This is a genomic window from Actinophytocola gossypii (genome assembly GCF_025165815.1).
Lineage (GTDB): Bacteria > Actinomycetota > Actinomycetes > Mycobacteriales > Pseudonocardiaceae > Actinophytocola > Actinophytocola gossypii.
Map to the genome: position 1 here is coordinate 351,266 of NZ_JAFFZE010000010.1, position 11,755 is coordinate 363,020.

The 11,755-nt window shown below is 70.9% G+C and carries 11 protein-coding genes; 4 read left to right on the plus strand and 7 right to left on the minus strand.

Annotation, left to right across the window (positions count from 1 at the left end; all coding sequences use genetic code 11):
• The first annotated feature begins 67 nt into the window (after positions 1–67).
• Positions 68–1,438 (plus strand): RNA polymerase sigma factor, encoded by a 1,371-nt coding sequence (locus tag JT362_RS12850; RefSeq protein WP_260191365.1) that lies wholly within the window; start codon positions 68–70, stop codon positions 1,436–1,438.
• A 64-nt stretch (positions 1,439–1,502) separates the two neighbouring features.
• Here JT362_RS12850 and JT362_RS12855 read toward each other — a convergent pair whose 3' ends face one another.
• Positions 1,503–2,294: an EamA family transporter gene (locus tag JT362_RS12855; RefSeq protein WP_260191422.1), complete on the minus strand. Its 792-nt coding sequence runs from the start codon at positions 2,292–2,294 to the stop codon at positions 1,503–1,505.
• 271 nt (positions 2,295–2,565) lie between these two features.
• On the opposite strand from JT362_RS12855, the gene JT362_RS12860 reads away from it, so the two are divergent.
• Positions 2,566–2,763 (plus strand): DUF7455 domain-containing protein, encoded by a 198-nt coding sequence (locus JT362_RS12860; protein ID WP_260191366.1) that lies wholly within the window; start codon positions 2,566–2,568, stop codon positions 2,761–2,763.
• An 83-nt stretch (positions 2,764–2,846) separates the two neighbouring features.
• Here the strand turns inward: JT362_RS12860 and JT362_RS12865 are convergent, their stop codons facing one another.
• The 5 genes from JT362_RS12865 to JT362_RS12885 form a co-directional block, all read right to left on the minus strand.
• The gene (locus JT362_RS12865) at positions 2,847–4,019 is read right to left on the minus strand and encodes an ROK family transcriptional regulator (protein WP_260191367.1); all 1,173 of its coding nucleotides are present in this window, start codon (positions 4,017–4,019) and stop codon (positions 2,847–2,849) included.
• A gap of 31 nt (positions 4,020–4,050) precedes the next feature.
• Complete coding sequence (locus JT362_RS12870; protein WP_260191368.1) at positions 4,051–5,478, minus strand: sugar ABC transporter permease; 1,428 nt, start codon at positions 5,476–5,478, stop codon at positions 4,051–4,053.
• 23 nt (positions 5,479–5,501) lie between these two features.
• Positions 5,502–6,275 carry an ATP-binding cassette domain-containing protein gene (locus JT362_RS12875; RefSeq protein ID WP_260191369.1) on the minus strand — a complete coding sequence of 258 codons (774 nt, stop codon included), beginning with the start codon at positions 6,273–6,275 and terminating at the stop codon, positions 5,502–5,504.
• A gap of 57 nt (positions 6,276–6,332) precedes the next feature.
• Positions 6,333–7,463, minus strand: a complete 1,131-nt coding sequence (locus tag JT362_RS12880) for a sugar ABC transporter substrate-binding protein (protein WP_260191370.1) — start codon at positions 7,461–7,463, stop codon at positions 6,333–6,335.
• A 155-nt stretch (positions 7,464–7,618) separates the two neighbouring features.
• Positions 7,619–9,355, minus strand: coding sequence for a DEAD/DEAH box helicase (locus tag JT362_RS12885; protein WP_260191371.1), 1,737 nt, complete (start codon positions 9,353–9,355; stop codon positions 7,619–7,621).
• A 198-nt stretch (positions 9,356–9,553) separates the two neighbouring features.
• Between JT362_RS12885 and JT362_RS12890 the strand changes: the two genes are divergently transcribed.
• A complete protein-coding gene (locus JT362_RS12890; protein WP_260191423.1) occupies positions 9,554–10,633 on the plus strand; it encodes a YihY/virulence factor BrkB family protein in 1,080 nt (359 codons plus the stop codon).
• Positions 10,634–10,640: 7 nt separating this feature from the next.
• On the opposite strand, the gene JT362_RS12895 is transcribed toward JT362_RS12890, so the two are convergent.
• Entirely contained in the window at positions 10,641–10,889 is a 249-nt protein-coding gene (locus JT362_RS12895) for a DUF3039 domain-containing protein (RefSeq protein WP_260191424.1), read from the minus strand.
• Positions 10,890–10,938: 49 nt separating this feature from the next.
• Here JT362_RS12895 and JT362_RS12900 point away from each other — a divergent pair, with 49 nt between their 5' ends.
• A complete protein-coding gene (locus JT362_RS12900) occupies positions 10,939–11,751 on the plus strand; it encodes a sporulation protein (RefSeq protein ID WP_260191372.1) in 813 nt (270 codons plus the stop codon).
• The last annotated feature ends 4 nt before the right edge of the window (positions 11,752–11,755 follow it).

Below are 11,755 nucleotides of genomic sequence, written 5' to 3' on the forward strand. Positions count from 1 at the left end.
GCAATCCGGTTGACCAGGGCTTCGTTCCTTGGTTTCCGTGATCGACCGCAGCAGCGAAAGGGCGTACGTGGCAGCCGCACGAACCGCAACCCGACGCTCCACCGCCTCGGCGAGCGCCGCCAAGTCGGCGGAAGCGCAGCCGGACACCGAACCGACTGAGAAGCCTGCCTTGAAGACCGCGAAGAAGCCGGCCGCGAAGACCACCACGCGGGCACCCCGCAAGCCCGCGGCCGGCGCGAAGAAGCCCGCCAGGAAGACCGCGGACAAGTCGAAGGCCGCCGAGGCCAACAAGAAGGCCGACGGCGCGGCCGCCGAGGACGGCGAGGAGCCGGACCTCGAGTCCCCCAACCTCTCGGACCTGGAGGACGTGGAGGTCGACCTCGTCGACGACACGGTCGCCGAGGAGGAGCCGGCGGAGGAGAAGCCGACCAAGGAAACCAAGGACGGCGACTTCGTCTGGGACGAGGAGGAGTCCGAGGCGCTGCGCCAGGCGCGCAAGGACGCCGAGCTGACCGCGTCCGCCGACTCGGTCCGGGCCTACCTCAAGCAGATCGGCAAGGTGGCGCTGCTCAACGCCGAGGAGGAGGTCGAGCTCGCCAAGCGGATCGAGGCCGGCCTGTACGCGGCGGAGCGGGTGCGCAAGGCCGAGGAGGAGTCCTCGGAGAAGCTGCTCCCGCAGATGCGCCGCGACCTGCGCTGGATCGTGCGCGACGGTGAGCGGGCCAAGAACCACCTGCTGGAGGCGAACCTGCGCCTCGTGGTGTCGCTGGCCAAGCGCTACACCGGCCGCGGCATGGCGTTCCTGGACCTCATCCAGGAGGGCAACCTGGGTCTGATCCGTGCGGTCGAGAAGTTCGACTACACCAAGGGCTACAAGTTCTCCACCTACGCGACCTGGTGGATCCGGCAGGCGATCACCCGCGCGATGGCCGACCAGGCCCGCACCATCCGTATTCCGGTGCACATGGTCGAGGTCATCAACAAGCTGGGCCGCATCCAGCGCGAGCTGCTCCAGGACCTGGGCCGTGAGCCCACGCCGGAGGAGCTGGCGAAGGAAATGGACATCACGCCGGAGAAGGTGCTGGAGATCCAGCAGTACGCGCGTGAGCCCATCTCGCTGGACCAGACCATCGGCGACGAGGGCGACAGCCAGCTCGGCGACTTCATCGAGGACTCCGAGGCCGTCGTCGCGGTCGACGCGGTCAGCTTCACGCTGCTGCAGGACCAGCTCCAGTCGGTGCTGGCCACGCTGTCCGAGCGCGAGGCGGGCGTGGTGCGGCTGCGCTTCGGCCTCACCGACGGCCAGCCCCGCACGCTCGACGAGATCGGCCAGGTCTACGGCGTCACCCGCGAGCGGATCCGCCAGATCGAGTCGAAGACCATGTCGAAGCTGCGGCACCCGTCGCGCTCGCAGGTTCTGCGCGACTACCTCGAGTGAGCCGAGACTCCACGTGCTCCACGTGCGAACGCCCGCCAGCCGTCCCGGTTGGCGGGCGTTCCGCTCACAGGGGCTCCGGGCGGGCCGGCTCGCGGGAGCGCAGGGTCAGCCCGACCACGACGGCGAGGATCCCGGCGGCCTCCGGCAGCGTCGGCACCTGACGCAGCACGACCAGCCCGACCACGGTCGCCGTCACCGGCAGCAGCGCCAGCAGCAACGCGAACGACGCCTGCCCCAGCCGCCGCAGCACCACCTGGTCCAGCACGTAGGGCACTACGGTCGACAGCACGCCGACACCGACGCCCAGCAGCAACAGCCGTGGCGAGGACCACACCGGCCCGGTGCCGAACGCCAGCGGCACCATCAGCACGGTCGCCGCCGCGAACCCGACCGCCAGACCGTCCACGCCGAGCCCCACGTCCGCGACCCGCTTGCCGAGCACGATGTAGCCCGCCCAGAGCACGGCCGCCGCGAGCGCGAACAGCACCCCCAGCGTGCTCCCCGACCACTGCACGTCCGCGATCAGCACCACTCCGCACAGCACGAGCAGCAGCGCCGCCACGTCCCGCCTGGTCCGCGAGCCGAACGCGGCCACCAGCACCGGGCCGACGAACTCCAGCGCCACCGCCGTGCCGAGCGGGAGCCGGGCGATCGCCTCGTAGAAGGCCACGTTCATGCCCGCGGTGACCACGCCGAACACCGCGGCCAGCCAGAACACCCGGCCGCGCCAGGCCGCCCGCCCCGGCCGGCGCCAGGCCAGCAGCACCAGCGCCGCGCCGAGCTGGCGCAGCCACGCCACGGACGCCGGGTCGATCTCGGCGAACAGCCACACGGCCGCGGCGGCGCCGAGGTACATGGACAGGCCGCCGGTGACGAACAGTAGCGGCGCGGGGACCTGACGGGCCCGGAGTAGCCGACCGACCGCACTCATGCCACCGATCCTGCATCGCGGGACGACCGGTACGACAACTGGGTTAAATCTCTCGTCGAGTGATCTCTCATCGCATCGGGGAACACTGACGGGAGCTCAAACGTCTGGAAGAGTAGACGGCGCGAGCACCTCTCCGGGTGATCGCGGCCGGAGACGGCATCGGGCCAACCGGTGCCGGGACGGAGGGAGATCTGACATGAACACCACACTCGCCCGCCCCGACCTGACCGCTGCCGACCGCTGCGACCGCTGTGGAGCAGCCGCGAAGGTACGTGCCGTCCTTCCCTCCGGAGGGGAGCTCCTTTTCTGCGGGCACCACGCCCGCAAGCACCAGGACCGCCTGAAGGAGCTCGAGGCGAACATTCAGCAGGGGCAGGAAGAGCTCACCAGCTGAGGCGGTCACGAGGCGTTGACGGGCGGGATCCGGACGAACCGGATCCCGCCCGCTCATACATGACGCTTATCACATCGCGGGAATCAGACCGCGTCGAGCACCGGCTCGAAGGCCAGCTCCGCCGCGCCGAGCAGGGTCACGTCGCCACCCAGCGTGGACGCGACGATCCGGACGCCGCCCACGGCGCGTGACACCAGGCTCCTGGTGCGCACCTCCGCCGCCACGTCCGCGACCAGCGATCCGGGCAGCGCGGTGAACAGGTCCCCGAGCACCACCAGCTCCGGGCCGAGCACGTTCACCACGTTCACCAGGCCCAGCGTGAGCCATTCGGTGAACTCCCCGAGGCGCTCACGCACCCGCTCCGCGTCGGTTCCCAGCGACCGCAGCTCGGCGACCACCGCGCCGCGGGGGGATCCCTCGCGCAGTCCGAGCGCCCGGCACAGCGCCCGCTCGCCCACCTCGGTCTCCCAGCACCCCCGGCTGCCGCAGTAGCACCGCCGCCCGCCGGGGTGGACCGCCATGTGGCCGAGTTCACCGAGGTAGCCGGCGGTGCCGCGCAGCGCCGAGCCGTCGGAGATCACGCCGCCGCCGACACCCACGTCGGCCGCCACGTACACCGCGTCGGAGCTGCCGCGCGCGGTGCCGCGCAGGTGCTCGGCCAGCGCGCCCAGCTCGGCGTCGTTGCCGACCACGACCGGCAGGTCGAGCACGGCGGCGAGCCGCTCGCCGAGGGGAACGTCGGTCCAGTGCAGGTTCGGCGCCTCGTGCACCAGCCCGTCGGAACGGCGGACCACGCCGGGCACCGAGATCCCGGCGGCCACGATGGTCACCCCGAGGTCAGCGGCGAGCACGACGGCCGAGTCGACCACGTGCGTGATCACCTCGCCCGGCTCGCGGGTGCGCACCCGCAGGTTCCAGCTGTTCCGGCCGAGGATCGCGCCGCCGAGGCCGACCAGCGCGATCGACACCTGCTCCACCCGGATGTCGACGGCGAGCACCACCGCGGCGTGCGCCTGCGGCAGTACCAGCAGCGACGGCCGGCCGGCGCCGCTGCGCTGCCTCGGCACCCGCTCCTCGACTACGCCGGACTCGGCGAGCCCGTCCACCAGGGCCTTGATGGTGCTGCGGTTGAGCCCGAGCTCGGTCGCGAGCGCCGCCCTGGTGCACGGGCCGCCGACGTGCAGCCTGCGGATCAGGACCGTGCGGTTGTGCCGGCGCACCTCGTCGGGCCGGGCGCCCGTTGGTGTGCTGGTCAAACCCCTCGCTCCTGTCCGATCACCGCCCTGATCACCGCGATGCCGCGGCGGCCCTCCGCCGGGACAGCGCGTCGACCGTGGCGGCGAGCAGCAGTACCAGCCCGGTGATGATGTTGACCACCGCCGCCGGCTGCCGCAACAGCCCGAGGCCGTTCTCCACGACCGCGAGCACCAGCCCGCCGATGACCGCGTGCGCGACCTTGCCGCGCCCGCCGAACAGCGACGTGCCGCCGATCACCGCCGCGCCGACGGCGAACAGCAGCGTGTTCAGCCCACCGGCCTGCGGGTCGACCGAACCGGCCTTCGACGAGTACACGATCGCACCGATCGCGGCCGCGCAGGCGGAGACGGCGAACACACTGGCGCGGATCTTCTTCACGTCGATCCCGGCGCGGCGCGCGGCCTCGGCGTTGCCGCCGACAGCGTAGATGTGCCGCCCGTAGCGGGTGCGGTTGAGCACGTAGGTCCCGATCACCAGCAGGCCCAGGATGATCGGCACCACGTAGGGCACGCCCTGGATGGTGACCAGGTCCGGGTTCGGCGAGCGGTTCAGCGTCAGCGCCCAGGTCGACGCGACCGCGATCACCGCGACGGTGCCGACCTTGAACAGCGCGATCGGCGTCGGCTGGGTGACCAGGCCCTTGCGCAGCCGGGCGAAGTGCTCGCCGAGCACCACCGCCGCGTAACCGCCCGCCGCGATCAGGCACAGCAGCCAGGAGCCGACTACCGAGAGGCTGCCGTTGGCGACGTTGAACAGCACCGGCGAGTTGCGGATGCCGAGCACCCCACCCTCGCCGATGAACTGCAGGATCACGCCCTGCCAGGTGATGAACAGCGCGAGCGTCACCACGAACGACGGCATGCCGATGTTGGCGACCAGGTAGCCGGTGATGCAGCCGATGGCGGCGCCGACGCAGACCGCGAGCAGCATCTCCAGCCACGCGTTCGGCTGCACACCGAGCAGCGCCATGGCGACCGCGACCAGGCTGAGCGCGGCGCCGGCCCAGATCCGCATCAGCACCGCGAGGACGGCGGCGGCGAGCAGGCCGGCGATGAACACGTAGAACACCGTGCTGCCCATGCCGCCGAGCAGGTTGCCGCCTCGGACGTAGTGCATGGCCATCACCGCGGCGCAGACACCGGACAGCGTGCCGGCGGACAGGTCGATCTCGCCCAGCAGCAGGACGTAGACCAGGCCCATCGCGATGATCATCTTGCCGGCGCCCTGCGCGAGCAGGTTCGCCGTGTTGTTGAGCGTCAGGAAGTTGTCCGACAGGGCGGTGAACACGATCACCAGGGCGGCGAGGCCGAGCAGCGCCGGCAGCGAGCCGAGCTCGCCACCGCGCAACCTGGCCACGTAGTCCCGGATCGCCTCACCGGTGGACTGGGAGGTGGTGTCGATGCCGAAGTCGGAGATCGCGCCGGGCGCGTTCTCGGTCTTGGCCGGGGAATCGGTCATGGATGAGGTCCTCGCGTGGTGAATCAGAGGGTGACGGCCTCGGGCCGGGCGAGACCGAGGTCGCCGGAGCGACCCGCGGTGATCAGCTCGACGACCTGGCCGTGCGTGGTCTCCTTCGCCGGTACCTCGGCGACCAGCCGGCCGAGGTAGAGGGTGGCGATGCGGTCGGCGACCTCGAACACGTCGGCCATGTTGTGGCTGATCAGCACGACCCCGAGGCCCTGCTCGGCCAGCCTGCGGACCAGGTCGAGGACCTGGCGGGTCTGCGCGACGCCGAGCGCCGCGGTCGGCTCGTCGAGCAGCACGACCTTGCTGTCCCACAGCACGGCCTTGGCGATCGCGACGGTCTGCCGCTGCCCGCCGGACAGGGCCGCGACCGGGGTGCGGACCGACTTGACCGTGCGCACCGACAGCGACGCGAGGGTCTCGCGGGCCGCGCGCTCCATGCTCGACTCGTCCATCAGCCAGCGCGACCCGCGCTCCCGGCCGAGGAACATGTTCTGCACGACGTCGAGGTTGTCGGCCAGCGCCAGATCCTGGTACACGACCTCGATGCCGAGGTCGGCGGCGTCCTTCGGGTTGTGGATGGTGACCGGCTTGCCGCGGAAGCGGACCTCGCCGGTGTCCATCGGGTGGATCCCGGCCACGCACTTGATCAACGTGGACTTGCCGGCGCCGTTGTCGCCGACCATCGCGGTGACCTCGCCGGCCCGGACGGTGAAGTCGATGTCGTGCAGCACGTGCACGGGGCCGAAGCTCTTGTTGACCCCGATCAGCTCGAGAAGGGGTTCACTCATGATTCCTCCAAGCCCGGGGAGGGCCACCCCGGCGGGCGGCCCTCCCCGGGGAACCGGTCAGGAGATGCCGAGCTCGTCGCACTCGGCCTTCAGCTGGCCGGTGCAGATCTCACTGGCCTTGACGTAACCCTCGTCGACGACCCGCTTCACGTTCTCGCGGGTGATCAGGTACGGCTCCAGCAGCAGGGACTTGACCTCCCGCTTGCCCTCGGGGTCGTTGATCGTGTCGGTGGCGACCTCGTCGGCGGCGGCCGTGTCACCGTCGGCGAGCGCGGCGGCGAGCTTGGCGGTCGCCTCCGCCTCCTCCTTGATCGGCTTGAACACCGTCATGTACTGGTCGCCGGCGAGGATGGCCTTGAGGCCGTCCGCGGTGGCGTCCTGGCCGGTGACCGGGACCTTGCCGTTCAGGCCGTTCTTCTTGAGGATGGTGATGACCGCGCCGGCCAGGCCGTCGTTGGCGGCCACGACACCGTCGACGTTGCCGCCGTTGCCGGTCAGGATCTGCTCGAAGGTGACGCCGCCGGTCTGGTTGTCCCAGTCGTCGATCGCCTGCGACTGCACGAGCTCGAACTTGCCGGACTCGTACAGCGGGTCGAGGATGTTGCGCTGGCCCTGGTGGAACAGGGTCGCGTTGTTGTCCGTCGGCGCGCCCTCGATCTCGATGATCTCGGCGCCGTCCGGCGCGTCGGCGAGCGCGTCCGCCATGCCCTGGCCCTGCAGCTCGCCGACCTTCACGTTGTCGAACGACACGTAGTACTCGGAGCTGCCGCCGAGGTTGAGCCGGTCGTAGTCGATGGTCGGGATGCCCTGGGCGTTGGCCTTCTGCGCGACCGTGCCGCCGACCTCGCTGTTGATCGAGGCGATGATCAGCACCTTGACCCCGGCGTTGATCATCCCGTCGGCTAGGGTGCTGAACTTCTGCACGTCACCCTGGGCGTTCTGGATGTCCGGGTCCAGGCCCTCGGCCCGCAGGGCCTCCTCCAGCATGGGCTTGTCGAAGCCCTCCCAGCGGGCCGAGCTCGCGGTCTCCGGAAGGATCACCCCCACCGGGATGCCGCCCGAGGACTCGCTCTCGGTTCCCTCGCCGCCACCGCCCTCGCTCGGCGTCTCCTGATTGGCGCCGCAGGCCGAAAGGGCAAGGGTCAGACCCATCCCCGCGGCCAGCAGAGCAAGCCTTGTACTGCGCATCAACGGTCCCTTCACGGTCCACCGGGCAAATGTTGCGGTGCACAACATATGCCCGGACGGGCAGTGATGGAAGCCACGAACCAGCTTTTTACGACTCGCAAGCGACACGATTCGGCAACGAACCGGAAACCTGCCGCTCACCCGACCGGGGGTCGCTACCAGGAACGGAGAGTAGCGATCCGCTCCTCGAGCTGCTCCACCGAGGCCATCGCCGTCGGCGGACCCGCGCAGACTCTGCGCAGCTCACTGTGGATCATGCCGTGGGGTTTGCCCGTTCGGTGGTGGTACAGCCCGACGAGGGTGTTGAGCTCCTTGCGCAGCGCGGTCAGCCGTTCGGCCACGCTGCGTGGTCGCGGTTCCGGCTGGGCCGGCGCCGCTTGCTCCTCCTTCGCGCGACGGGACCGATCCGTTACCTGGTCGGCCTGCCGTTGCCGCAGCAGTGCCCGCACCTGGTCCGGTTCCAGCAGCCCGGGCAGCCCGAGGTACTCCTGCTCCTCCGCCGAGCCGGCGAACGCCGCGGTGCCGAACGAGGACCCGTCGTAGATCACCTGGTCCAACTCGGCCGACGCGCCGAGCGAGGTGTAGGCCTTCTCCTCCTCGCCGGGCTCGTCCTTGACCCGGTTGGCGTCGGCGAGCAGCTCGTCGTCCCAGCCGTCCTTCTCCCGGTGCGGCTTGCCGAGCACGTGGTCGCGCTGCGCCTCCAGCTGGCTGGCCAGCTCCAGCAGCACCGGCACGCTCGGCAGGAACACGCTCGCGGTCTCCCCTGGCCGGCGGGCGCGGACGAACCGGCCGACCGCCTGGGCGAAGAACAGCGGGGTGGACGCGCTGGTCGCGTAGACCCCGACGGCCAGCCGGGGCACGTCGACGCCCTCGGACACCATCCGCACGGCCACCAGCCACCGGTCGTCGGACTCGGCGAACTCACCGATCCGGCTGGACGCCTTCGGGTCGTCGGAGAGCACCACGACCGGCTTCGCGCCGGTCGTGCGCTCGAGGATCGTCGCGTAGGCCTTCGCCGAGTCGTGGTCGGAGGCGATGACGAGCCCGCCGGCGTCCGGCACCGACTGCCGCAGCTGCTGCAGCCGCAGGTCGGCGGCACCGAGCACGGACGGGATCCACTCGCCCATCGGATCGAGCGCGGTGCGCCAGGCCCGGGCGGTCTGCTCGGCGGTCATCGGCTCGCCCAGGCGCGCGGTGAACTCCTCGCCCGCGCTGGTCCGCCAGCTCGCCTCGCCGGAGTAGGCCAGGAAGATCACCGGGCGGACGACGCCGTCGGCCAGCGCGTCGGCGTAGCCGTAGGTGTGGTCGGCCTTGCTGCGCAGGAAGCCGGCGCCGTCCGGCTCGTAGCCGACGAACGGGATCTGCGAGTCGTCGCTGCGGAACGGGGTGCCGGTCAGCGCGAGCCGGCGCACCGCCGGGGTGAACGCCTCGCGGATCGCGTCGCCCCACGACTTGGCGTCCCCGCCGTGGTGGATCTCGTCGAGGATCACCAGCGTCTTGCGGCTCTCGGTGCGTACCCGGTGCAGCATCGGGTGCGCGGCGACCTGCGCGTAGGTGACCGCGACACCGCGGTAGTCGCCGGACGTGGCGCCGTCGCCGTTGCGGAAGTTCGGGTCGATCGGGATGCCCGCCGCGTCCGCCGCCGCGGCCCACTGGTGCTTGAGGTGCTCGGTCGGCGTCACGATCGTGACCCGCTCGACGATCCGGTCGGCGAGCAGCTCCGCGGCCACCCGCAGCCCGAACACGGTCTTGCCGGCCCCCGGGGTGGCCACCGCCAGGAAGTCCTTCGGCCCGGAGGCCAGGTACTTGGTGATCGCCCGGCGCTGCCAGGCCCGCAACGGCCGCGCAGCCGACCGGTCCCCGGCCCCGTGCACGATCGGTTCCGACGTCACCGGCCAACCGCTCCCTTCCCCCACACGAACTCCCGGCAAACCAATGCCCTCAAAGTGACCGGTCCGGCTCCGTTGAGGGCGTCATGACTCTACTCTCGCCAACGGAGCGCCGCCGGGGTGCGCCCCCGCGACACGTCCGTCCAGTTCACCGGGCGCATCGCGCCGATCGCGACCCGATGGACCATGCTTGACCGTGATATGAGCCCGCAGCCACAGCACCCGACCCATGACGGGGAGCAGCCGCCCGGCGCGCACGCACGGCGCGGACCGCTCAGGCTGGTCCGGCGCACGATGGCCAAGGCGTGGGAGGGCAACCTCTTCTCCGAGGCCGCCGAGGCCGCGTTCTGGCAGATCCTGTCGCTGCCGCCGCTGCTGCTCGGGCTGCTGGGCAGCCTCGGCTACGTGGCCGACTGGTTCGGCGAGGACGTCATCCAGTCCGTGCACGACGCGATCATCGAGTGGTCCCGCACGGCGTTCAGCACCAGCGTGGTCGACCAGATCATCCAGCCGACGGTCGACGACATCCTGCAGCACGGCCGGGGCGAGATCCTGACCGTCGGCTTCCTGATCTCGCTGTGGGCCGGCTCGTCGGCGATGTCGTCGTTCGTGGACGCGATCACCGTCGCGCACGACCAGTACGGGGTGCGCAACGAGGTGTGGCAGCGGATCTTCGCGCTGCTGCTGTACCTGGTGTCGCTGGTGCTGCTGGTGATCGGGCTGCCGATCCTGGCGCTCGGCCCGGAGCTGCTGCCGAAGCTGTTCCCCACGGACTGGCGCCCGGAGATCGGGTTCTGGGTGGACGCCTTCTACTACCCGGCACTGGCCGTGCTGATCGTGCTGGCCCTGGCCACGCTGTACAAGCTGGCCCTGCCACGCAAGCTCCCCTGGCACCGCGGTCTGCCCGGCGCGGTACTGGCGATGATCGTGTTCCTGCTCTCCAGCATCGGCCTGCGCCTCTACATCGCCTGGATCACCACCACCGGCTACACCTACGGCGCGCTGGCCACCCCGATCGCGTTCCTGCTGTTCGCGTTCTTCATCGGCCTGGCCATCGTGATCGGCGCGTACTTCAACGCGGCCATCCAGGAGATGTGGCCCGCGCGCATGACCCGCCGCCAACGCCGCCGCTGGCGTCGCCTGGAGATGGACCGCGCCCGCGACACACCGACCCCCGAGCCGACCCCCGCCCAGGAGCCGGCCGACCCCGCGAGTCCCCCGCTCCCGTCGCGCGAGTCCCCCGCTCCCGACCCCGGGGTTCCACGCTCCGGAACGCCCTGAGCGCGCCTCAGTCGCCGGGCAGCCGCTGGTAGATGCGCTTGCACTCCGGGCACACCGGCGAGCCGGGCTTGGGCGACTTGGTCACCGGGAACACCTCGCCGCACAGGGCGACCACCATCGAGCCGGTGACCGCGCTCTCGGCGATCTTGTCCTTGCGGACGTAGTGGAACATGTCCGGGGTGTCGTCACCGGTGGTCTCCGTGCCCTCCGGGCGCGTGTCGACCTCGGGCAGTGTCTGCGTACTCACGCCGTCCATGATGCCGGAAACGGCGGCGCGGCCGTACGCCACCTGGCAGGATGCCCGCATGTTCCAGAAGGTGTTGGCCAGCTTCGGTCAGGGCGGCGCCACGGTCGACGCCCAGCTCCTCGACCGGCACGTGCGCCCCGGCGGCACGCTGCGCGGTGAGGTGCGGCTCATCGGCGGGCAGGTCGACCAGGAGGTCGAGGCGCTCGGGGTCACCCTGCTGGCCAGGGTCGAACGTGGTGGCGGCAACGGGGCCGAGCCGACGCTGGTGGACATGCCGTTCCAGAACGTGCACCTCGCCGGCCGGGAGCTGGTCCGGGCCGGCGCGCGGATCACCGTCCCGTTCGAGGTGCAGATGCCGTGGGAGACGCCGATCACCACGGTCTTCGGCAAGTACCTCACCGGCATGGCGGTCGGGCTGCAGACCAACCTGAACCTCGCCAGGACCGTGGTCGACCCGCAGGACGTGGACGCCATCCCGATCGAGCCGGTGCCCGCCCAGCACCGCGTCCTGGACGCGATGAGCCGGCTCGGCTTCCAGTTCCGCTCGGCGAACCTGGTGCAGGACCGCGTCGACGGCGCCGAACAGCAGCTGCCGTTCTTCCAGGAGGTCGACTTCGCGCCGTCGCCCGCGTTCGCGCCGGTGTTCAACGAGGTCGCGGTCACCTTCCTGGCCCGGCCGAGGGACGTGCAGGTGGTGCTCGACGTGAACAAGCGGGTCCGGGTGGCCAAGGGCGGCGGCCTCGGCGGGCGCGGCAGGGCGATGGTCGGCATGTTCGTCGTCGAGTACGCCGCGCTCGGGCGCACCAACTGGGAGCAGCAGATCGAGGGGTGGCTGCGCGAGGTCGCCAAGCCGAGGGGCATCTTCGACTGAGCCG